The sequence below is a fragment of the Aeromicrobium sp. Leaf350 genome (genome assembly GCF_916858655.1).
Lineage (GTDB): Bacteria > Actinomycetota > Actinomycetes > Propionibacteriales > Nocardioidaceae > Aeromicrobium.
Genome location: NZ_CAKASL010000001.1, coordinates 639,327 through 662,246, shown reverse-complemented (window position 1 = coordinate 662,246; position 22,920 = coordinate 639,327). Strand labels below are relative to the sequence as shown.

The 22,920-nt window shown below is 71.4% G+C and carries 18 protein-coding genes; 13 read left to right on the top strand and 5 right to left on the bottom strand.

What is annotated here, in order from left to right; all coding sequences use genetic code 11:
* The first annotated feature begins 50 nt into the window (after positions 1-50).
* The 5 genes from LO931_RS03290 (at position 51) to LO931_RS03270 (ending at position 7,929) form a co-directional block, all read left to right on the top strand.
* Positions 51-1,643, top strand: coding sequence for a succinic semialdehyde dehydrogenase (locus tag LO931_RS03290; protein WP_229051793.1), 1,593 nt, complete (start codon positions 51-53; stop codon positions 1,641-1,643).
* A gap of 14 nt (positions 1,644-1,657) precedes the next feature.
* The gene (locus LO931_RS03285) at positions 1,658-3,352 is read left to right on the top strand and encodes a GMC oxidoreductase (RefSeq protein WP_229051792.1); all 1,695 of its coding nucleotides are present in this window, start codon (positions 1,658-1,660) and stop codon (positions 3,350-3,352) included.
* A 337-nt stretch (positions 3,353-3,689) separates the two neighbouring features.
* A complete protein-coding gene (gene guaA / locus LO931_RS03280; protein ID WP_304523490.1) occupies positions 3,690-5,297 on the top strand; it encodes a glutamine-hydrolyzing GMP synthase in 1,608 nt (535 codons plus the stop codon).
* Positions 5,298-5,321: 24 nt separating this feature from the next.
* Entirely contained in the window at positions 5,322-6,824 is a 1,503-nt protein-coding gene (locus tag LO931_RS03275; protein ID WP_229051791.1) for a gamma-glutamyltransferase, read from the top strand.
* 73 nt (positions 6,825-6,897) lie between these two features.
* Positions 6,898-7,929: a glycerophosphodiester phosphodiesterase family protein gene (locus LO931_RS03270; protein ID WP_229051790.1), complete on the top strand. Its 1,032-nt coding sequence runs from the start codon at positions 6,898-6,900 to the stop codon at positions 7,927-7,929.
* Position 7,930: 1 nt separating this feature from the next.
* Here the strand turns inward: LO931_RS03270 and LO931_RS03265 are convergent, their stop codons facing one another.
* Positions 7,931-8,116 (bottom strand): hypothetical protein, encoded by a 186-nt coding sequence (locus LO931_RS03265; protein WP_229051789.1) that lies wholly within the window; start codon positions 8,114-8,116, stop codon positions 7,931-7,933.
* The gene (locus LO931_RS03260; RefSeq protein WP_229051788.1) at positions 8,113-9,477 is read right to left on the bottom strand and encodes a PspC domain-containing protein; all 1,365 of its coding nucleotides are present in this window, start codon (positions 9,475-9,477) and stop codon (positions 8,113-8,115) included. The genes LO931_RS03265 and LO931_RS03260 overlap by 4 nt, the downstream gene beginning before the upstream one ends.
* A gap of 131 nt (positions 9,478-9,608) precedes the next feature.
* Here LO931_RS03260 and LO931_RS03255 point away from each other — a divergent pair, with 131 nt between their 5' ends.
* The 4 genes from LO931_RS03255 to zwf all read left to right on the top strand — a co-directional run bounded on the left by LO931_RS03255 (position 9,609) and on the right by zwf (position 14,409).
* Complete coding sequence (locus LO931_RS03255; protein ID WP_229051787.1) at positions 9,609-10,919, top strand: ATP-binding protein; 1,311 nt, start codon at positions 9,609-9,611, stop codon at positions 10,917-10,919.
* Positions 10,906-11,580 (top strand): response regulator transcription factor, encoded by a 675-nt coding sequence (locus LO931_RS03250; RefSeq protein WP_229051786.1) that lies wholly within the window; start codon positions 10,906-10,908, stop codon positions 11,578-11,580. Before LO931_RS03255 ends, LO931_RS03250 begins: the two co-directional genes overlap by 14 nt.
* Positions 11,581-11,714: 134 nt before the next feature.
* Entirely contained in the window at positions 11,715-12,947 is a 1,233-nt protein-coding gene (locus LO931_RS03245) for a hypothetical protein (protein WP_229051785.1), read from the top strand.
* A 43-nt stretch (positions 12,948-12,990) separates the two neighbouring features.
* The gene (zwf, locus tag LO931_RS03240; RefSeq protein WP_229051784.1) at positions 12,991-14,409 is read left to right on the top strand and encodes a glucose-6-phosphate dehydrogenase; all 1,419 of its coding nucleotides are present in this window, start codon (positions 12,991-12,993) and stop codon (positions 14,407-14,409) included.
* Between the two features lie 157 nt (positions 14,410-14,566).
* On the opposite strand, the gene LO931_RS03235 is transcribed toward zwf, so the two are convergent.
* On the bottom strand, positions 14,567-14,932 hold the full coding sequence (locus LO931_RS03235; protein ID WP_229051783.1) for a GntR family transcriptional regulator: 366 nt from the start codon (positions 14,930-14,932) through the stop codon (positions 14,567-14,569).
* A 104-nt stretch (positions 14,933-15,036) separates the two neighbouring features.
* Between LO931_RS03235 and pcrA the strand changes: the two genes are divergently transcribed.
* A complete protein-coding gene (gene pcrA, locus LO931_RS03230; RefSeq protein WP_229051782.1) occupies positions 15,037-17,376 on the top strand; it encodes a DNA helicase PcrA in 2,340 nt (779 codons plus the stop codon).
* 141 nt (positions 17,377-17,517) lie between these two features.
* Here the strand turns inward: pcrA and LO931_RS03225 are convergent, their stop codons facing one another.
* A complete protein-coding gene (locus tag LO931_RS03225) occupies positions 17,518-18,303 on the bottom strand; it encodes a M23 family metallopeptidase (RefSeq protein WP_229051781.1) in 786 nt (261 codons plus the stop codon).
* A gap of 160 nt (positions 18,304-18,463) precedes the next feature.
* On the opposite strand from LO931_RS03225, the gene LO931_RS03220 reads away from it, so the two are divergent.
* From LO931_RS03220 to sucD, 3 genes are all read left to right on the top strand, one after another.
* Entirely contained in the window at positions 18,464-18,760 is a 297-nt protein-coding gene (locus LO931_RS03220) for a hypothetical protein (protein WP_229051780.1), read from the top strand.
* Between the two features lie 110 nt (positions 18,761-18,870).
* Positions 18,871-20,037, top strand: a complete 1,167-nt coding sequence (gene sucC / locus LO931_RS03215; RefSeq protein WP_229051779.1) for an ADP-forming succinate--CoA ligase subunit beta — start codon at positions 18,871-18,873, stop codon at positions 20,035-20,037.
* 14 nt (positions 20,038-20,051) lie between these two features.
* A complete protein-coding gene (gene sucD, locus LO931_RS03210; RefSeq protein ID WP_229051778.1) occupies positions 20,052-20,948 on the top strand; it encodes a succinate--CoA ligase subunit alpha in 897 nt (298 codons plus the stop codon).
* A 109-nt stretch (positions 20,949-21,057) separates the two neighbouring features.
* Here the strand turns inward: sucD and LO931_RS03205 are convergent, their stop codons facing one another.
* On the bottom strand, positions 21,058-22,887 hold the full coding sequence (locus tag LO931_RS03205; RefSeq protein ID WP_229051777.1) for a hypothetical protein: 1,830 nt from the start codon (positions 22,885-22,887) through the stop codon (positions 21,058-21,060).
* Between the last annotated feature and the right edge of the window lie 33 nt (positions 22,888-22,920).

Below are 22,920 nucleotides of genomic sequence, written 5' to 3'. Positions count from 1 at the left end.
CGGCCGAACAGCCGATGGCACACGTCACATACCGGCGGTATGCTGATCCAATGTCGTCGTCCACCGCAGCGCGTCCTGGTGTCCCTTCGCAGACCGAGGACGCCCCGATCTCCGCGACCCGGGTCGCCGAGCTCACCCGCCTGATCCGTTCCACCACGGGGGAGTCCCGCACCACCTCGACGCCGTTCACCGGCGAGCCGCTGGCCGAGGTCCCCGTCTCGGGCCTCGACGACGTCGACGCCGCCTTCGACGCGGCTCGCGTCGCCCAGGCCCGCTGGGCCACGACGGCCGTCCGCGACCGAGCCTCGATGCTGATCCGCCTGCACGACCTCGTGCTCGCGCACCAGGGCGAGCTCATGGACCTGATCCAGCTCGAGTCGGGCAAGACCCGCAAGCACGCCTACGACGAGGTGCTGCACCTCGCGCTCACCGCGCGGTACTACGGCCGCAGGTTGCGCCACCTGGCCGGCAGCCGGCGGGGCGTCGGCGTCTTCCCGCTCATCACGCAGGTCACGGTCCACCACGTGCCGAAGGGCGTCGTCGGCATCATCAGCCCCTGGAACTACCCGCTCACGATGGCTCTGGCCGACGGCATCCCGGCGATCGCCGCGGGCAACGTCGTGGTGCAGAAGCCCGACAGCCAGAGCCCGCTGACGGCCCTCGCCGCGCTCGAGCTGCTGCGCAAGGCCGGTGCGCCGACCGACGTCTGGCAGGTGGTCAGCGGTGCCGGGTCCGTGGTCGGCACGGCGATCGTCGAGCAGTCCGACTACATCTGCTTCACCGGATCGACCGCCACGGGAACGGGCATCGCGAAGCTCGCCGCGGAGCGCCTGATCGGTTACTCCCTCGAGCTCGGCGGCAAGAACCCGCTCGTGGTGCTGCCCGGCGCGGACGTCGAGAAGGCCGCCGAGGGGGCCGTGGGCGCGTGCTTCTCGTCGGCCGGCCAGCTGTGCGTCTCGATCGAGCGGCTCTACGTGCACGACTCGCTGTACGACGAGTTCCGTGACGCGTTCGTCCGCCGCGTGTCCTCGATGAGCCTGGGCGCGTCGCTCGACTGGGACGTCGACATGGGCTCGCTCGTCTCGGCCAGCCAGCTCGAGACGGTCACCAAGCACGTCGACGACGCCGTCGCGAATGGCGCGACGGTCCTGGCCGGCGGGCGCGCGCGTCCCGACCTGGGCCCGTACTTCTACGAGCCCACCGTGCTCGAGGACGTCACCGAGGCGGCCGAGTGCTTCGCGGAGGAGACCTTCGGACCCCTCGTCTCGCTGTACCGCTACGGCAGCGTCGAGGAGGCCGTCGAGCTCGCCAACGCGGGCGAGTACGGCCTGAACGCCTCGCTCTTCGGTCCGGTCGCGCTGGCCCGCAGCATCGCGCCGCGCATCAAGGCCGGCACGGTCAACATCAACGAGGGCTTCGCGGCCACGTTCGGCAGCATCGACGCCCCGATGGGCGGCATGCGCACCTCGGGCACCGGCCGCCGGCAGGGAGCCGAGGGCTACTACCGCTACACCGAGACCCAGTCCGTGGGCGTGCAGCGACTGGTGCCGGTCGCGGGACCTGCCGCGATCCCCGCGAAGCCGTACGCTGCCGTTCTGACGTTCCTGCTGCGCGTCCTGCGACGCACCACGGTGCGTCGGTGAGTGAGGAGATGGGCATGACTGACAACGAATTCGACTACGACGTCATCGTGATCGGCTCCGGGTTCGGCGGGAGCGTCTCGGCGCTCCGCCTGACCGAGAAGGGCTACAAGGTCGCGGTGCTCGAGGCGGGCAAGCGCTTCGAGGACGAGGACTTCGCCAAGAGCTCCTGGCGTCTGCGCAAGTTCCTGTGGATGCCGCAGATCGGGTGCTACGGCATCCAGCGCATCGACAAGCTCAAGGACGTCCTGATCCTGTCCGGTGCCGGGGTCGGCGGCGGCTCGCTCGTCTACGCCAACACCCTCTACGAGCCGCTCGACCCGTTCTACAAGGACCCGGCCTGGGGCCACATCACCGACTGGCGCTCCGAGCTCGCCCCGTACTACAACCAGGCGAAGCGGATGCTCGGCGTCAGCATCTACCCGTACGAGACCGAGGCCGACCGGCTCATCAAGCAGGTCGCGACCGAGATGGGCGTCGAGGGCACGTTCCACCACACGCCCGTCGGCGTGCTGTTCGGCGACGAGCAGGGCGCGAACATGGGCGACCCGTACTTCGGCGGCGCCGGACCCGACCGCAACGCCTGCATCAACTGCGGCGAGTGCATGACGGGCTGCCGTCACAACGCCAAGAACACGCTCGTCAAGAACTACCTGCACCTCGCCGAGACCAACGGCGCCGAGGTCCACCCGCTCACGACCGTCACGGCGGTGCGTCCGCTGCCGGGCGGCGGTTACGAGATCGAGACCCGACGCACCAACAAGCGCTTCCGCCGGCACCGCAAGCTGCGGGCCCAGCAGGTCGTCCTCGCGGCCAGCACGATGGGCACGCAGAAGCTGCTGCACAAGATGCGCGACTCCGGCGACCTGCCGAACGTCTCGCAGCGGCTGGGCCTGTTGACCCGTACCAACTCCGAGGCGCTCCTCGGCGCGATCTCCGACGGCAAGGACATCGACTACAGCGAGGGCGTCGCGATCACGTCGTCGTTCCACCCGAACGAGCACACCCACATCGAGCCCGTGCGCTACGGCAAGGGCTCGAACGCGATGTCGCTGATGCAGACCGTCCTGACCGACGGCAGCGGTCCGAAGGCGCGCTGGCGCGTCTGGGTGCGTGAGATGTGGACGCAGAAGCGCAACCTGTTCAAGCTCTACGACCTGCGGCACTGGTCGGAGCGCACGGTCATCGCGCTCGTCATGCAGACGCACGACAACTCGATCACGACCTACACCAAGCGCGGACTGCTCGGGCGCAAGCGCCTGACCTCGCGCCAGGGTCACGGTGCGCCCAACCCGGCCTTCATCCCCGAGGGGCACGAGGCCGTGCAGCGGATGGCCAAGCACATGCCCGGCACCGCCGGCGGCACGATCGGCGAGCCGTTCAACGTGCCGCTGACCGCGCACTTCATGGGCGGGGCCTGCATCGGCGACAGCGCGGAGTCGGGCGTCATCGACCCGTTCCACCGCCTGTACGGGCACGACGGCCTGCACGTCGTCGACGGCTCGGCCATCACGGCGAACCTCGGCGTCAACCCCTCGCTCACGATCACGGCGCAGGCCGAGCGCGCGATGTCGTTCTGGCCCAACAAGGGTGAGACCGACACGCGCCCGGACGTCACCGAGGCCTATCGCCGGGTCGAGCCGGTGGCCCCGAAGAGCCCCGTCGTCCCCGACGACGCTCCCGCGGCCCTGCGCCTGCCCATCGTCAGCTGACGAGGCGCCGGTCCCCGCGGGGCCTCCAGATGTGTGCAGAAACCGACCTGATCCTGCGTGATCGAGGTCGGTTTCTGCACACATCTGGTGGAGGCACCTGGGGGGGTGCAACGACACCGGCCGGCGGAGGCCCGAGCCTCGACGCCGACCGGTGTCGGAGAAATGCACAGAGCCCGGTCGGGAGGGAGAAAGTGACCGGGCTCTGTTGTGCCACGAGGAGCGGGCACTGTGGATCTGACGGGAGGGAGAAAGTGTCAGATCCACTCGTATCAACGACGCCCCACACCGGGGGTTACGTGGCGACGAAGAAAGTTTTCCGGCCGCTAGGATCGCCTCTGTGACGGACGCTCCCAGCACCCCCGCCGATACCGCTCCCGAGGCCGTGGCCGAGGCCCAGCACGACACCGTCCTGGTGGTCGACTTCGGGGCCCAGTACGCCCAGCTCATCGCCCGACGGGTCCGCGAGGCGCGCATCTTCTCCGAGATCGTGCCGTCGACGACGTCCGCCGAGGAGATCCTGGCCCGCAAGCCGGCCGCCGTGATCCTGTCCGGCGGCCCGTCCTCGGTGTACGAGCCCGGAGCCCCGCAGCTCGACGGCGGCGTGCTCGACGGCTCGGTGCCCGTGTTCGGCATCTGCTACGGATTCCAGGCGATGGCCGCGGCCCTCGGCGGCACGGTCGCCCGCACGGGCCTGTCGGAGTTCGGTCGCACCGACGTGTCGGTCCTGTCCGGCGGCGTCCTCCTGGACGGCATCCCCCCGAGCCACCGCATCTGGATGAGCCACGGCGACGCCGTCACCCAGGCGCCCGAGGGCTTCTCGGTGCTGGCCAGCACGGGTGGCGCGCCCGTGGCCGCGTTCGAGGACACCGACCGCCGCTTCGCCGGCGTGCAGTGGCACCCCGAGGTGCTGCACACCGAGCACGGCCAGCAGGTGCTCGAGCGCTTCCTCGTCGACATCGCCGGCTGCCGCCAGACCTGGACCAGCGCCAACATCGTCGAGGAGCAGGTCGCCCTGATCCGCGAGCAGGTGGGCGACGCCCGTGTCATCTCGGCACTCTCCGGCGGTGTCGACTCCGCCGTCTCCACCGCCCTGGTGCAGCGCGCGATCGGCGACCAGCTCACCGCCGTCTTCGTCGACCACGGCCTGCTGCGCAAGGGCGAGGCCGAGCAGGTCGAGAACGACTACGTCGCCGCCACCGGCGTCGACCTGAAGGTCGTCGACGCGGCCGAGCAGTTCCTCGGACACCTCGCGGACGTCACGGACCCGGAGGAGAAGCGCAAGATCATCGGGCGCGAGTTCATCCGCACGTTCGAGGCCGCCGAGCGCGAGATCCTCAGCACGCCGGGCGCGCCCGTCAAGTGGCTCGTGCAGGGCACGCTCTACCCGGACGTCGTGGAGTCGGGCGGCGGCGACGGCGCGGCCAACATCAAGAGCCACCACAACGTCGGCGGGCTCCCCGAGGACCTCGAGTTCGGGCTGATCGAGCCGCTGCGCACCCTCTTCAAGGACGAGGTCCGCGAGGTCGGTCGCCAGCTCGGCATCCCCGAGGCGATCGTCGGCCGCCACCCGTTCCCCGGGCCGGGTCTCGCGATCCGCATCGTCGGTGCGGTCGACGCCGACCGGCTCCGCATCCTGCGCGACGCGGACGCGATCGTGCGCGAGGAGACCACCGCGGCCGGCCTCGACTCCGACATCTGGCAGTTCCCGGTGGTGCTGCTGGCCGACGTCCGCTCGGTCGGGGTCCAGGGCGACGGACGCACGTACGGTCACCCGATCGTGCTGCGGCCCGTGTCCAGCGAGGACGCCATGACCGCCGACTGGAGCCGCCTCCCGTACGAGCTGCTCGAGCGCATCTCGACCCGCATCACCAACGAGGTCCGCGAGGTCAACCGGGTCGTGCTCGACGTGACGAGCAAGCCGCCGGGAACGATCGAGTGGGAGTGAGCACCCTCCTGTGAGCACCGTCCCGTGACGCGCACCGACGTCGCGGTCGCCGCGCCGAGCGAGGCCGCGGCCGACGCCGGCGAGCAGATCGCGCTCGCCGGAGGCAACGCGGTCGACGCGGCGGTGGCTGCGACGCTCGTGACGATGGTCAACGAGGTGGGCATCGTCTCGCCGAGCTCGGGCGGCTTCGTCACGGTGCAGCCCGGCGACGGCTCCGCGCCGCAGACCGTCGACGGCTGGATGGACATGCCCGGCCGCTCGGCCGCCGCCCTCCGAGGCGGCACCTGGGACGTCGACACCGCGTACGGCGGCGGCGTGACCGTGACCGTCGGACCCGGCTCGGTCGCGACGCACGGCTCGATCGCCGCCCTGGGCGAGACCCACGCCCGGTGGGGGAGCCTGCCCTGGGCCGAGCTCGTCGCCCCGGCCATCGACGTCGCGCGGTCCGGCTTCCGCCTCAGCGCCGCCTCCCGCTACTACCTCGAGTACGTGCACGCCTCGATCTTCGGCTGGGACCCCGCGAGCCACGCGGTCGTGCACGACCCGGACGGCGAGGTCACGACGTCGCCCGTGGTGGTGCCCGACCTGGCGGCGACGTTCGAGATCATCGCGGCCGAGGGTCCGCGCGCGATGCACGAGGGCGACCTGGCGCGCGCCATCAGCGCCGACGTCCTGGCCCGCGGCGGCATCCTCGGGCCGGACGACCTCGCCGCCTACAGGCCGGTGGTGCGTCCGTCGCTCGTCGCCCGCCTCGGCGACTGGACCTTCGGCACGAACCCGCCACCGGCGGTCGGAGGCGTGTGCGTCGCGGCGATGCTGAGGCTGCTCGACGGCCACCCGCGTGCGCCTCTCGGTGACCACCGCTGGAGCGAGGCCGACGTCACCCACGTGGTGAGGGTGCAGCGGGCCGTGCTCGCGGCGCGGCTCGAGCGGCTGGAGGTCGCGGACGACCTGGCCGCCGAGGCCGCCGCCCTGCTCGCCCAGGTGGATGCCGGGGGCATCGCCGCCCTGGAGTCCGGGTCGACGGCGCACGTCTCCGCCACCGACTCGGCGGGCACCGCCTGCTCGGTCACCGTCTCGTCGGGCTACAGCTCGGGCATGATCGCTGCAGGCACGGGCATCTATCTGAACAACTGCCTGGGCGAGCAGGAGCTCAATCCGCGAGGCCTGCACGGGCTCGAGCCCGGCACCCGTCTGCTCTCCAACATGGCGCCGACCGTCGGTCGCCACGCAGACGGCACGGCGCTGGCGATCGGGTCACCGGGGGCCGACCGCATCACGACGGCGATCACCCAGGCCCTGGCCGGATTCGTGAACGGTGGCCTGGGCCTCCAGGCGGCGGTCAACCATCCCCGCGTGCACGTGCACCGGGCGGGGCGCCCGAACGAAGAGGTCAAGGTCGAGACCGAGCCGTCGATGTACTTCGGCGGGGTCGCCGCGACGCTGCGCCGGCCCGACGGTCACCTCGTCGCGGCCGCCGATCCGCGGCGCGACGGCGCCGTGCGCCTCGTGCACGCCCAGCGCTGAGGCCGCCCGGCACTTCGCACCCGTCTCGCCGAGGGTCCCGCGTCGCTGGTCGGCGCGGTGGCAGGATGGAGGGGTGGAACGGCCACTCGTCAGCCCGCCGCTGATCATCGCCCACCGCGGTGTGCCGACGTACCGTCTCGAGCACACGCGCGCGTCGTACGAGCTGGCGATCGAGTGGGGCGCCGACTTCATCGAACCGGACGTCGTCTGCACGTCCGACGGACACCTCGTCGTGCGCCACGAGAACGAGATCTCGGAGACGACCGACGTCGCGCTCCACCCCGAGTTCGCCGGGCGACGCACCACCAAGCTCGTCGACGCGATCGCGCGCACCGGGTGGTTCACCGAGGACTTCACGCTCGAGGAGCTGCAGACCCTGCGGACGGTCGAGAGGCTGCCGCAGCTGCGCCCGCGCAACATCGCGCTCGCGGAGCCGATCGTGACGTTAGAGGAGGTCCTCGACATCGCCGAGGCCGCTGACCGGCGGGTCGGCGTCTACGTCGAGACCAAGCACCCGGGGTACTTCGCGGACCTCGACCTCGACCTGGACGACCGCGTGCTGGCGGCCCTCGAGCGCCGGGGCCTGAACCGGGCGGACGCGGACGTGCCGGTCATGATCCAGTCGTTCGAGACCCGCAACCTGCGGGGCCTGCGGCCGCGCACCCCGCTGCCCCTGATCCAGCTGATCGACCGCAAGGGCGCACCGTGGGACTTCATGGAGGCGCAGGACCCGCGGACCTACGCCGACCTGACGACTCCCGAGGCGCTGGCCGAGATCGCCACCTACGCCGACGGGATCGGGCCGAACAAGAGCCTCGTCGTGGGCCGGCGGAAGGGCCACTGGCTGACCGGCGAGACCGGGCTCGTGGCTGCGGCGCACGCGGTCGGTCTCCAGGTGCACGTCTGGACGATGCGCGACGAGAACAACTTCCTGCCTGCCGACTTCAAGCTCGGCGAGGACCTGTCGGCCCACGGCGACGCCCTGGCGGAGTACCGCGTGTTCCTCGAGGCGGGGGTCGACGGCTTCTTCGCCGACGACACGAGCACGGCCCGTGAGGCCCTGCGCCGGATGGCGGAGGACCTCGCGGGCGAGTCCGTCAGCTGAGTCAGGACGTGCGGCGGAACGTCAGCGCGAGCCCGCCGACGCCGAGGGCGATCAGCGCCAGCGGTGAGAGGACGAGCAGCGTCCTCGGGGCGACGAGGTCGGCCGAGACGACCGCACCGCCCACCGCGACGAGGAGGAACAGGGCTCCGGCGAGGAAGCTCCACGGGTTGAAGGGGTGCTGGTTCATGCTCGCTCCACGTCGATCTGTCCGAAGGTGTGGTCGATCTCGATGGTCAGCGCCGGTCGCTCGTCGCTGACGACGTCGAGGCTGGCGCCCTGGCCGGAGGTCTCCTCGCCCAGGATGCGGATCTGTCCGCCCGAGATCTCGGCCTCGACCGTCACGGCCAGGTCGTCGGGCAGGATCACGCGCACCTGTCCGAGACCACCGTCGATCACGATCGTGCGGCCCAGGAGCTGCTCGGGGTTCCGCACCTGCGAGAGGTCCAGGCGCAGCGACCCGGCGCCGAGCTCGTACTCCGGGGCGACGTCGGCCGCGCTGACGGGCGTGCGCCGCACATCGCCGAGCGGGCCGTCGGGAACTGCGCCGACCGCGAGCAGGACGACCGACAGGACGAGGCCGATCGGCACGAGGGCGATGCTGCGCCCCCAGCGCGCTCCGACCAGGAGGCCGAGGCCGACGATGCCGAGCGCGACGGCCGGGTACACCTGCGGCGGCAGGTCCAGGCCGGCACCTGCGTGCACCGTCGCCAGGCCGCCGAGCACGATCAGCACGACCGACATCGTCGCGAGGAAGAGGGTCGGCGGGGTGCGCGGCTTGACCGCGACGGGCGGCGGCACCGGTCCGGAGGGCCAGCCCTCGGCGGGTCCCGGACCGGCGGTCGGTGGCGGCGGTGGGTCGCCGGCGTCGCTCGCGTCGTCGCTCACCTCGTCGTCGTCGAGGACGGCGGTCGGCTCGTCGTCGGCGGCGTCGGTCGTCGTGGGCGCCTCGTCAGGGTCGCTGACCGGCCCGGCGGCGCTCGGCGGAGTCGCGGAGAAGGTCGTCGTCGGTCCGGCGCTCGGGGGAGCGGGCCACGGCTGGACCGGCGGAGGCGGCGTGCCCTCGCGACGCTGGCGAGGCCGCACGGCGAACAGCCAGTAGAAGAACAGGGCCGGGACGACGAGCCACAGCGTGAACAAGGGGGTGCTGACACCCCACCACCACCCCGTGTCGCCGATGATCGAGGCCAGCGCGAGAGCCGCGCCGATCGCGAGCACCACGACGCGGGCCTGCGGCTCGGTCTCGTCGAGACGGAACCAGTCGGCCAGGACGCTGGGGCGACCGTCGTCCGGCGGCAGGGCCAGCCAGGCCGCGCCGTACAGCACGAGGCCGGCCAGGCCGGCGAAGCAGAGGGCGACGAGCACGATCCGCACGATGATCGGGTCGATGCCGAGCTGTCGTCCGAGGCCCGACGCGACGCCGGCGATCAGCCGGCCGTCGGTCGAGCGACGGGTCGAGGTCACCGACCGGAAGCGCTCACGGTCGGGACCGCCGTCGCCCGGGTGCTGGGCACCCGGCGGCGGGGGAGGCGGTGTGGTGGTCTGATTCATGGCTCCATCGTGGGTCGCGCGACCGGCCCGGGACCATCAGGAGCGACCCTGGTCCGACCCTGAGATCGCCCCGGTCCGTGCCGGGTGCTTCCCTCATGGTGCCGCGCCCGGCGACGTGTGACGATCAGGGGGTGACCTCGCCCTCCGCGCGCCCCGCACCGCCCGTGCGCCGCGCGTACCGACCCGCCGGCCGGCGGCTCGTCTCGGGCGTGAGCGCCGGGGTCGCCGACCACCTGGGCGTCGACACCCTCTGGGTGCGTCTCGCCTTCACCGTCACGGCGGTCCTGAACGGCGTGGGCATCGTGGCGTACCTGCTGCTGTGGCGGTTCCTGCCGATCGCCGACGACACCGCCAGCCCGGGCCTCGAGGCCGCCGGGCGGCGGGGGCTGCGCACGGCTCGCACGACCACCTGGGTCGACCACACCCGCGCCGTCGCGATCCTCGCCCTCGGCGCGGGGGTCGCCCTGGCCCTGCAGGTCTCCGGCCAGGGCATCGCGTGGGGCTGGCTCGTGCCGCTCACGGTCGGTGGCGCGGGTCTGGCCGTCATGTGGCGTGGTCTCGACGACGTCGGCCGGGTCTCACGCCTGCGGTGGTGGTCGGTCGCGCGGGTGGTCGTCGGGATCGGACTCGTCGCGGCCGCCGCAGCGTTCGCGGTGACCGTCGAGGGCGGCTGGTCGGCGCTGGCGGACGCCGGCGTCGCGATCGCCGTGGCGCTGGTCGGTCTCGCCATCGTGGCGGGCCCGTGGATCGCCTCGCTCGTGACCGACCTCGGCGCCGAGCGACGCGAACGCGTCCGTTCGCAGGAGCGGGCCGACGTCGCCGCGCACCTGCACGACTCGGTGCTGCAGACGCTCTCCCTGCTGCAGAAGTACGCCGACGACCCGGCCACGGTGTCGACGGTCGCGCGTCGGCAGGAGCGCGAGCTGCGCGCGTGGCTGTACGGCGGCGACGAGCTGGCCGACTCCACGCTCGCGGTGGCGATGCGCGCGGCGGCCGACGAGGTCGAGGACCACCACCGGGTCGCGGTCGAGCTGGTCGTCGTGGGCGACACGCCCGTCGACCCCGACGTCGTGGCCGTGGTGCGGGCGGCCCGCGAGGCGATGGTCAACGCTGCCAAGCACGCGGGCGTCGACCGGGTCGACGTGTTCGCGGAGGCGTCGCCGGGCGTCGTCGAGGTGTTCGTCCGCGACCGCGGTGCCGGCTTCGACCCCGAATCCGTCGACCCCGACCGCATGGGCCTGCGCGGCTCCATCATGGACCGCGTGCGTCGTCACGGCGGTCGGGCCGAGGTGCGGTCGTCGCCCGGCTCCGGCACCGAGGTGCGCCTGGTGCTGCCGCGTCCCGAGCGACCGAGCCACGACGAGCCGAAGCGCGACGAGCCCAAGCACCAAGAACACAACCCCGGCACGACCGACCCCAGGAGCGAGCATGACCGTGTCTGACCCGAACCCCGTCGTGGGAGACGCCCAGCTGCGGGTCGTGCTGGTCGACGACCACGCGATGTTCCGCACCGGGGTACGGGCCGAGATCACCGCGTCGGTCGACGTCGTGGGCGAGGCGGGCGACGTCGACGCCGCGGTCGAGGTCATCGTGCGGACCCGACCGGACGTCGTCCTGCTCGACGTCCATCTCCCGGGCGGTGGCGGGCCGGAGGTGCTCCGCCGTCTCTCGACGTCCGCCCCCGAGGTGCGGTGCCTCGCCCTGTCGGTCAGCGACGCGGCCGAGGACGTCATCGGGGTGATCCGGGCCGGCGCGCGCGGCTACGTCACCAAGACGATCTCCGGCGAGGACCTCGTCGACGCGATCGGCCGGGTGGCCGCCGGGGACGCGGTGTTCAGCCCGCGCCTCGCGGGGTTCGTGCTCGACGCGTTCGCGGGGCACGTCGAGGTCGCCCAGGTCGACTCCGACCTCGACCGGCTGACCGAGCGTGAGCGCGAGGTCATGCGGCTCATCGCGCGCGGCTACGCGTACAAGGAGGTCGCGAAGGAGCTGTTCATCTCGCCCAAGACGGTCGAGACCCACGTGTCGAGCGTCCTGCGCAAGCTGCAGCTCTCGAGTCGGCACGAGCTGACCCGCTGGGCCAACGACCGTCGTCTGATCTGAGCGGGGGCGTCCCGAGGGCCGGTACGCACACGGCATCGGCGGCACGCGCCACGGTGGCTCGATAGAATCGGTCGCGGTCGCCCTCGGGCGACCACGGCGATCCCGCTCCGCTGCGGGACGGAACGGGGGACTCGATGCTCAGGCGCGCAGCCGCGACCGCGGCGACCCTGGTGGTCGTGCTCTCGGGCCTCACGGCCTGCGGGGGCGACGAGGAGCCCACGCCGGAGCCGACCGCGTCCTCGGCCTTCGACCCCGAGGCGCTCGAGCTGGGTCGCATCGAGCCGACCGGCACGGACGTCTCGACCGCCCTCGACGGCGCCACCTCCCGCCTCATCGGCGCCTACCAGCTCGGCAGCAAGCTCGTGCTGCCCCAGCAGCTGCGCTCGGGCCTGGACAAGTACGGCATCGAGACGGGCGCGCTGACCACGCCCGTCGAGCTCGAGCTCTCCCTCAGTGACGCCGCACCGGCCATGGTCGGCACCGAGACCGGGCTCCTGACCCGGCGGGTCGACGCCAAGGGCGACGCCTGGATCACGACGGCTCTCCTCCAGTTCCCCGACGAGGCAGCCGCCGAGGCGGCCGAGCAGGCGGCCGCGGCGGCACTCACGGTGCCGGACCCCGACGGCTTCTCGAGCACGCTGACGATCCAGCCGGTCGCGAGCGACGACCAGGCGACCGCTGTGGTCGCGACCGAGGACGACGTGTCGAACCAGATGTACGTGCTGCGCGCCTACGGCCCGTTCCTGGCGTACGGCTGGTTCTACGACATCAACGGCGACCTCGACGACCAGCGCGAGTACGCCGACGAGTTCCTCCAGGACCAAGAAGTGGCGCTCGAGGACGTCGAGCGTGTCACCGTCAGCGAGGAGCCGCGGGTCCGCGACCTCGACCCGTCAGGCCTGTGGGGCCTGACCCTGGCGCCCGACGCCGCGGGAGGTCTCTCCGAGAGTGCCTACGTCTCCGGGGGGCACGCCGCCCAGACGCGTCAGATCAACTCCAACGGGGTCTCGCGCGCCTTCAACCGGGCGGGCGTCTCGCGGGTCGCGTCCAACCTGACCACGATCTACGCGGCCGAGGACGCCACGGGCGCCGAGCGGCTGCACGAGGCGTTCCTCGAGCAGACCCTCACGCTCGGCATGGTCGAGGTCGACCCGCCGCCGGGCCTGGATGATGCGGTGTGCCTGGCGAACGAGGACGAGGAGAACTTCGACCTGACCCTGTTCCCGCCGTTCCTGTGCTTCACCCCGTTCGACTCGTACCTGCTCGAGAGCGACGGCGTGTCGCTCGAGGAGGCGCAGCAGCGGCTCAGCGCGCAGGCCGTGGTGGTGTACGAGAACCAGCAGGACCAGAAGCGCTCCTCGGGTTGATCTCGTTCACGCGCGCGTCATGACGCAGGACTAGCCTGGCGACATGAAGCAGCCGCACCTGATCGTCCTGTTCGGCGCCACGGGTGACCTCGCCCGGCGCAAGCTGCTGCCGGGCCTCATGCACCTGGTGGAGTCGCACCTCGTCGGCGACGCCCGCATCCTCGGCGTCTCTACGCACGACTACAGCGACGACGAGTTCCGCGAGTTCGCGCTCCAGGCGTGCAAGGAGTTCAGCACCCGCCCGGTGCGCAGCGACGTCTGGACCAGCTTCGCCGAGAAGCTCTCGTTCATCTCGCTCGGCCAGGGCGCCGAGGCGCTCGAGGCGAAGGCCGCCGGTCTCGAGGCGCAGCTGGGCGACGACGCCCGCCGCCTGCACTACCTGAGCGTCCCGCCGAGTGCTGCGCTCGACGTCGTGCACCTGATCGACGACGCCCACCTGGTGGAGCGCTCGCGCATCGTCATGGAGAAGCCCTTCGGCACCGACGTCACGAGCGCGCGCAGCCTCAACGCCGCGATCCACGAGGTGTTCGACGAGGAGCAGATCTTCCGCATCGACCACTTCCTCGGCAAGGAGTCGGCGCTCAACATCCTCGCGTTCCGCTTCGCCAACGGTCTGTTCGAGCCGATCTGGAACCGCAACTTCATCGACCACGTCGAGATCGACATCCCCGAGACCCTCTCGGTCGAGGGGCGCGCCGGGTTCTACGAGGGCACCGGCGCGTTCAAGGACATGGTCGTGACCCACCTGTTCCAGGTGCTGGCCTTCATGGCGATGGAGCCGCCCACCTCGCTCGACTCCGACTCGATCAGCGAGGAGAAGAACAAGGTCTTCCGGTCGATGAAGCCGCTGGTGGCCGAGGAGGTCGTGCGGGGGCAGTACGAGGGCTACCGCCAGGAGGAGGGCGTCGACCCGGACTCCCAGACCGAGACCTTCGTGGCGCTGAAGGCCGAGATCGACAACTGGCGGTGGGCCGGCGTGCCGTTCTACCTGCGCACGGGCAAGCGCATGGCCGAGGGGGCGCGCATCATCTCGATCGCGTTCAACGAGCCGCCGAAGTCGATGTTCCCGGAGGGCTCGGGCGTCGGCCGCTCCGGCCCCGACCACCTGACGTTCGACCTCGCGGACTCCTCGCGGATGTCGCTGTCGTTCTACGGCAAGCGCCCCGGGCCGGGCATGACGCTCGACAAGCTGTCGATGCAGTTCGCGATGCAGGAGACGGGCCGCTCGGGCGACGTGCTGGAGGCGTACGAGCGACTCATCCACGACGCGATGCTGGGCGAGCGCACGCTGTTCACGACGGCCGAGGGCATCGAGCGGCTCTGGGAGGTCAGCCAGCCGTTGCTCGACGCCCCGCCGCCGGTGCAGTCGTACCCGCAGGGCTCGTGGGGCCCGGAGGCCGCGCTCGAGCTCGTCGCGCCGCGCCGCTGGCGCCTCCCGTTCGAACGCCGCTGGCGCGGCTGACCCCGGGCACCCCGCCCCACCGCCCGGCCGCCCCTTCCGCTCGCGAGAGACCTTGTTACCCGTCGCGAGCGAGCTTGTCTGTGCACACGAGCGGGTTCGTCACTCTTGTGCACCAACAAGGTCTCTCGTGACCACGAACAAAGTCTCTCGCGAGGGGTCAGCCGAGCCAGGTGGAGTCGACCAGGCGGAGGGCCTCGTCACGCGAGAGGCCGGACCGGCGGGCGACCTCGACGAACGTGGCGGCCGCCGCCACGGCCTCGGGCTCGGACATCCGACGCGCGGCGACGAACGTGCCCCGGCGACCCTGGGTCTCGATGACCCCGTTGGACTCGAGCTCCCGGTAGGCGCGGGCCACCGTGTTGGCCGCGAGGCCGAGGTCGGCGGCCAGCTGGCGCACGGTCGGCAGCCTGTGCCCCGGGGCGAGCGTGCCGTCCGCGGCGCCGGCCGCGATCTGCCGGCGCACCTGCTCGAACGGCGGCTCGGAGGATTCCGGGTCCACCACGAACACCGGCGAGGAATCCATGCACACCTCCGGTCGTGAGGGCCTGACCTCCGCACTGTAGCCAGGCGGCGGACCGACGCGGCCGGCGCGGGAGCGTCGGCGCGGCCGACTAGGCTGGGACGACGATGACGCTGCCGTTCCCCGTGCCCGAGGCTCGCCCCTCCCGTGATGCCGCCCCCGCCTCCGAAGGACGCCGGCGGCCGCGGTCGGAGACCCTGCTGGAAGGTCTCAACGACCCCCAGCGCGCAGCCGTCGGCCACGAGCCGGGCCAGCTGCTGGTGGTGGCAGGTGCCGGCTCGGGCAAGACGCGGGTCCTCACGCGCCGCATCGCCTGGCTCATGGCCGCGCGTGGCGCGAACCCCGGCTCGATCCTCGCCATCACGTTCACCAACAAGGCCGCCGCCGAGATGCGCGAGCGGGTCGCCGAGGACGTCGGCGGGGCCGCCCGCGCGATGTGGGTCTCCACGTTCCACTCGGCGTGCGTGCGCATCCTGCGCCGCGAGGCCACGACGCTCGGCTTCACGTCGTCGTTCACGGTCTACGACGCCACCGACGCCAAGCGACTCGTGACCCTCGTGTGCCGCGACATGCAGCTCGACCCGAAGCGGGTCCCACCTCGCGCGGTGCTCAACTGGATCTCGAACCACAAGAACGAGCTCGTCGACCACGAGTCGGCCCGCAGCCAGGCCTCGACCCCCACCGAGGAGACGTTCGCCGAGATCTACGGCGAGTACCAGCGCCGGCTCGCCGCGGCCAACGCGATGGACTTCGACGACCTGATCATGCACACGGTGCACCTGTTCCAGGCGTTCCCGGCGATCGCCGAGGGGTACCGCCGGCGGTTCCGGCACGTGCTGGTCGACGAGTACCAGGACACCAACCACGCGCAGTACCAGCTCATCCGCGAGCTCAGCGACGAGCACACCGACCTCATGGTGGTGGGCGACTCCGACCAGTCGATCTACGCGTTCCGCGGCGCCACGATCCGCAACATCCTGGAGTTCGAGAAGGACTTCCCGAACGCCGAGACGATCGTGCTCGAGCAGAACTACCGCTCGACGCAGACCATCCTGTCGGCCGCCAACGCCGTGATCAGCCGCAACGAGAACCGCCCGGCCAAGAACCTGTGGTCCGCGGCGGGCGAGGGCGAGCAGATCGTCGGGTACGTCGGCGACGACGAGCGCGACGAGGCGCAGTTCATCGCCGACGAGATCGACACGCTCACCGACGACGAGGTCGTCACGCCGGCGGGGGTCGCGGTGTTCTACCGCACCAACGCCCAGAGCCGTGTGTTCGAGGAAGTCTTCATCCGCGTCGGGCTGCCGTACCGCGTCGTGGGTGGCGTCCGGTTCTACGAGCGCAAGGAGGTCCGCGACGCCCTGGCCTACCTGCGCGCCATCTCCAACGAGCGCGACGTCGTCTCCCTGCGGCGCATCGTCAACGAGCCCAAGCGCGGCATCGGCGACCGTGCGGAGGCCGCGCTCGAGAGCTTCGCCGCCCGTGAGCGCACCAGCCTCGCCGATGCGATGCGTCGGGTCGACGAGGTCAACGAGCTCGCCACCCGCTCGGCCAACGCCGTGCGCGAGTTCGCGACGGTCATGGACGAGCTGCGCGCGATGGCCGCCGGGGGAGCGCCCGCCGACCAGGTGCTCGAGGCCGCGCTCACGCGCTCGGGCTACCTCGCGGCGCTGGAGTCGAGCGACGACCCCCAGGACGAGACGCGGGTCGAGAACCTCGCCGAGCTCGTCGCGGTGGCCCGCGAGTTCGTCACGGGTGCGGCCACGATCGACGAGGACGCCCCCGAGGTCGACCCGGACGACGCGCTGGCGTTCGAGCCCGGTTCGCTCGACGCCTTCCTGGAGCGCGTCGCCCTCGTGGCCGACGCCGACTCGTTGCCGGAGGAGGGCGACGGGGTCGTCACGCTCATGACGCTGCACACCGCGAAGGGCCTGGAGTTCCCGGTCGTGTTCCTGACCGGCATGGAGGACGGCATCTTCCCGCACATGCGGTCGATCGGTGACAACGACGAGCTCGCCGAGGAACGACGGCTGGCCTACGTCGGCGTCACCCGTGCCCGCGAGCGGCTCTATCTGACCCGGGCCACGAGCCGGTCGGCCTGGGGCGCGCCGGCGTACAACCCGGCGTCGCGCTTCCTCGACGAGGTCCCGGCCGAGCTCGTCGACTGGCGCCGCGAGGCCCCGTCACCCACGTCCTGGATGCCGTCCACGCCGTCGGCCACGACCCGCCGCAGCGAGTCGTTCACGTCCCGCTCGGTCTCGCGATCGGCCGACATGAGCGGGGTCCCCTCGCTCGAGCCGGGCGATCGCGTCAGCCACGACACGTTCGGCCTCGGCACGGTCGTGGCCCTCGACGGCAGCGGCCAGAACATGCAGGCCTCGGTCGACTTCGGCTCGGCCGGGGTCAAGCGGCTGATCCTGCGCTACGCGAAGCTCGAGAAGCTCTAGCCGGCATCGCGATCGAACTCCTCGGACGGACGACCGCTGGTGGCCGGCTGCTCCCACCACCGGCTGGCAACCACGGGCCGAGCCGAAGGCGAGGCAGGCGCTCAGGCGAAGCCTGACTGCGGTGAGGAGTGAACCGCGCGCTTACGGGTAGACGTTGTGGTCGTTGAAGTACGGCTCGGGATCGACGGACTTGCCGCCGCCCGGCTTGACCTCGACGTGCAGGTGGGGACCGGTCGAGCGACCGGTGGAGCCCGTGTAGCCGATCGTCTCGCCGGCGAGGACGTGCTGGCCCTCGGAGACGGTCTGACGGCTCTGGTGGCAGTACATGAGGACGATGTCCTCGGCGTCGAGCTTGATCTGCGTCATGTTGCCGCAATTGCCCGAGTATCGCGCCGCGATGACGGTGCCGGAGGCGATCGAGGAGATCGTCGAGCCGCTCGGACCGGCGAAGTCGAGGCCGGAGTGACCCTTGCCCCACAGGGAGTTCGTGACGCCGTAACGACCCGTGATGCGGTAGCCCGTGACGGGCAGCACCCACTGGTTGGCCTTGAGCTCGTCGGCCTTGGCCTGCGTCGCGACCTGCAGGTCCTGCTGGGCCTGGAGGAGCTGGTCGGCCTGCGCCTGCGTCTGCTCCTCGAGCAGCTCGCGGTCACCGCTGCGGCTGACGTCGAAGCCGCCGTCCGAGACGTCGGCCGAGAGTGCCTGGTAGTCGCCGCCCAGCGTGCCGGAGTCGGCGCGGCTGCTGACCACGGCGGAGCCCAGCCCGGCGAGCACGAGCGCGACCGCGCCGACCATCGCCATCGACGGACGGAACGAGCGGCGAGCACGGCGCGGGGCGGCCCGGCGACTCGAGGCCGCCTGGTCCGAGGCGCGAACGCTGGACTGGTGACGGACGTCGAGTCGGCGCTTGGGTGCGGGAGAACTCACGCACAACCTCCGACCGATGGACGACACAAACCTCGACGAGGATAGCCGACAGGATGAGATCGTCACAGCCGATCGGATGATCTCCTCCACCGTACCCCTGTCATCAGGCGGAAACATGGCAGGCGATGTGCGAGGTCTCACAGGGTGGGACGATGGCCGGGTGACCTCCGATCCCCGCCGTGTCGTCGTCGCCGGTCTGGCGGATGGATCCGGTGCCGAGGACGCGCTCGTGCGGCGCGCACGGGTCCTGCGCGACGCCGGCGTCGAGGTCGTCTGGGCGGGCTCCGGGCTCACCCCCGACCAGGTCGCCGCGATCGCCGTGGCCGAGGACGCCGACGGCGTCGAGGTCGGCGACCAGGCTCAGGTCGACCCGGTGGCGCAGGCGCTCACGGCGCGGGACGCGGATGACGTCGAGGTCGGTGCCCCGCTCGGTGAGGGTGACCTGACCCACGGGTAACCGACCCGGGTTCGCCCTGCGATACCGGCGCGGTTAGAGTCGCCACGGCTCTCGGCGCGATCGCCGGTGCGCCCGAATTCACTCGTCAACACCACAGGACGGTCATCACCGTGGATCTGATGGAATACCAGGCGAAGGAACTCTTCGCCAAGCATGGCGTCGCGACGACGCTCGGCGTCGTCGTCCAGACGGCCGATGAGGCCAAGGCCGCCGCCGAGCAGCTCGGCGGCGTCACGGTCATCAAGGCGCAGGTCAAGGCCGGCGGCCGCGGCAAGGCGGGCGGCGTCAAGATCGCCAAGACCGCCGACGAGGCCTACGAGCACGCGTCGAACATCCTGGGCATGGAGATCAAGGGCCTCACGGTCAACCGCGTGCTCGTCACGCCGGCCACGCCCCCGGTCGAGGAGTACTACTTCTCCTTCCTGCTGGATCGTTCGAACCGCAGCTACCTCTGCATCGCCAGCGTCGAGGGTGGTGTGGAGATCGAGGAGGTCGCCAAGACCAACCCCGAGGCCGTGCGCCAGATCCCGATCGACGCCGGCACCGGCGTCGACGAGGCCAAGGCCCGCGCGATCGTCGAGGAGGCCAAGTTCCCGGCCGAGCTCGCCGACCAGGCGGTCACCCTCATCCAGGCGCTCTGGAAGACGTTCGTCGAGGAGGACGCGACGCTCGTCGAGGTCAACCCGCTCGCCCGTCTCGAGGGCGACAAGCTGGAGGCCCTCGACGGCAAGGTGTCGCTCGACGACAACGCGTCGGAGTTCCGCCACCCGCACCACGAGGACTTCGTGATCCACGAGGAGGCCGACCCGCTCGAGGCGAAGGCCAAGGCGAAGGGTCTCAACTACGTCAAGCTCGACGGCGAGGTCGGCATCATCGGCAACGGCGCGGGTCTCGTCATGAGCACCCTCGACGTCGTCGCGTACGCCGGCGAGAAGCACGGCAACGTCAAGCCGGCCAACTTCCTCGACATCGGCGGCGGCGCCTCGGCGGAGGTCATGGCCAACGGCCTCGACGTCATCCTGGGCGACCCGCAGGTCAAGAGCGTGTTCGTCAACGTCTTCGGCGGCATCACGTCCTGCGACGCGGTCGCGAACGGCATCAAGGGCGCTCTCGAGCTCCTCGGTGACGACGCCACCAAGCCGCTCGTCGTGCGCCTCGACGGCAACAACGTCGACGAGGGACGCGCGATCCTGGACGAGCTGAACCACCCGCTCGTGACCCAGGTGGACACCATGGACGGCGCGGCCGACAAGGCCGCCGAGCTGGCGAACGGCTGAAGGGGCCTTTAGACATGTCGATCTTCCTGACCAAGGACTCCAAGGTCATCGTCCAGGGCATCACCGGCGGTGAGGGCTCCAAGCACACCGCCCGCATGCTGGCTGCCGGCACCCAGGTCGTGGGCGGTGTGAACGCTCGCAAGGCGGGCACGACCGTCTCCCACACCGACGCCGACGGCAACGCCGTCGAGCTGCCGGTCTTCGGCTCGGTCTCCGAGGCCATCGAGAAGACGGGTGCCGACGTCTCCGTCGCGTTCGTCCCGCCGGCGTTCACCAAGGACGCCGTCATCGAGGCCATCGACGCCGAGATCGGTCTGCTCGTCATCATCACCGAGGGCGTCCCCGTCCAGGACTCGGCCGAGTTCTGGGCCTACGCCCAGGGCAAGAAGACGCAGATCATCGGCCCGAACTGCCCCGGCATCATCACGCCGGGCGAGGCGCTCGCGGGCATCACGCCGGCGAACATCGCCGGCAAGGGTCCGATCGGTCTCGTCTCGAAGTCGGGCACGCTGACCTACCAGATGATGTTCGAGCTGCGTGACTTCGGCTTCTCGACGGCCATCGGCATCGGCGGCGACCCGATCGTGGGCACGACCCACATCGACGCCCTCGAGGCGTTCGAGGCCGACCCCGAGACCAAGGCCATCGTCATGATCGGCGAGATCGGTGGCGACGCCGAGGAGAAGGCCGCGGCCTACATCCAGGCCAACGTCACCAAGCCCGTCGTGGGCTACGTGGCCGGCTTCACCGCTCCCGAGGGCAAGACGATGGGCCACGCCGGCGCCATCGTGTCCGACGGTGCGGGCACCGCGCAGGGCAAGAAGGAGGCCCTCGAGGCCGCCGGGGTCAAGGTCGGCAAGACGCCGTCCGAGACCGCTGAGCTCATGCGGGAGATCTTGAAGGCGCTCTGAGCCTGACAGCCTTCAACGGGCGGTGACTGACGTCGGTCGGTCACCGCCCGTTCTGCGTCCTGACCGTCTCGCGTGGCTGGGGTGCCCCAGCCGACGGGGCCGGGGAGGGTCAGGCCGGGGGAGCGGCGTAGATCAGTCGCTGTGCCGCGCGCTGGGCGACCGCGGTGAAGCCCTCGGGGCTGAGGTCGACCGTGGCGGTCGGGGTGAAGAGGATCTGCGCCACGGCAGAGCCCCGCTGCACGATGGCGGTGCGGAGCGTGACGGGCTCGCCGCCCTCGACCTGCAGGGTGAGGGCCCACGTGGCGCCGCGGTTGTCGGGGGTGTCGCCGAAGGCGAGCGGCTGGTCCACGGAGGCCGCGAGGTTGTTCTGCGGGCAGGCGTTGATCGCCGCCTGCACCTGGTCGACGAACGCGGTGGCGGCCTCGGGGGTGTCGAACGTGCCGACCGACTCCACGAGGCCGAAGGTCACCGCGGCCGTCTCGGCGTCGGGGTCGGGCGCGAGGAAGATTCGTGACGTCGCGGTGCCGCCGGCCGCCGAGAAGTCGGCCTGGTCGCACGTGGTCGACGCCGGGTTGCCGGTGGCCTCCTCGGGCTCGGTGCTGGCCCACGGGTTGGTGACGCCGGGGAGGGCGGGGAGGTCGACCGTGCCCAGGAAGCCGGGGTCCTCGGCGAGGGGCGGCGGATCGGCGGGGATCGCCGTGGGGTCGTCGCTGCACTGGCCGCCGCTGTCGCTGCAGACCTTCTCGAACGAGTCGCTGATCGTGAGCGCGAAGTCCTCGATCGAGGGCGCCGCCGTGCCGTCGGTCTCGTGCACGATCGTCGAGGTGACGGTGCCGGACCAGCCGATCCCGACCGTCATGGTGCGGTCGGCCGCACCGTGGTCGACGAGCCGCAGGATCAGGACGTCGCCGAACGGGCGGCTGACCCGGTACGACTCGGTCAGCTGCACGCGGGGGAGGTCGCAGCCGGCGTACCAGTCGACCGCCTTCAGGTAGGCCTCGTTGGCCTGTGCGACGCCGCGGGCCACCTCGATCGACTGCGTGACCCGCTGGCTCGGGGTGCCGCCGTTGTCGAAGGTGCGCACGAACACCTTGAGCGGGTCGTCGGTCGCGAAGCGGTCGGTCGCGCAGGTCGTGAGGGCGTCGGACTCGTCGGTGTCCTGCTCGGTGGAGTCGATGCTCCAGCTGGCGGCGGGTGCCAGGTCGGAGACCTGGTCGGTCGTGAGGAGGTTGTCGGTCGAGATCTTCTGCGCGTCGAGCACGAGGTCGTGGCTCTCGGCGCCGATCTTCTCGCGGTAGGAGTCGCTGGCGAGCTGGGTGAGCGGGCGACCGTCCGTGAGGGCGACGCTGCCCAGCGCGATGGCGACGACGGCCGCGATCGCGACGGCGACGGTGTTGAACCGGTGGCCACGGGTCGCGCGCTCGCGGATCTGCTCCGGCTCCGGCATCGGCAGCTGGCTCGTGACCGAGCCGAGCGCGTTGAGGCGGCGCTCGAGCTGGTCGATCGTCTGCCCCGTGCTCGCCTCGAGGGTCGTGATCGCGGTCGTGACGAGCTCGATCGCCTCCTCGTCACCGACGCCGATCTCGCGGGCGGCGACGTCGAGGTCCGTCGCGCCGAGGGTCATCAGCACCAGGAGTCGCCGGTCGTCGGACGGCAGGTCCATCAGGGCGTCGAGGAGCTCGGTGTCGGAGTCCTCCTCGTGCCGCCGCCGCAGGGGGTGCGTGCCGCGCGTGACGGCCTGCGCCTTCCAGGCCTCGACGCGCACGTAGCGCTGCGGCTCGTGGTCGCGGATCTTCGCCCAGTCGCGCCAGGCGCGCCGGTAGGCGTCGATCGTCGCGTCGCGCGCCACGGCTCGGTCGCCCGTCAGGGCGTAGAACACCCGTAGGACGTCCTCCGACGTGGAGGTGTAGAACGCGTCGAACTCCTCGACCCGCGGCAATCGAACCCCTCCTCGCGAGTCGGCGTGGCTCCG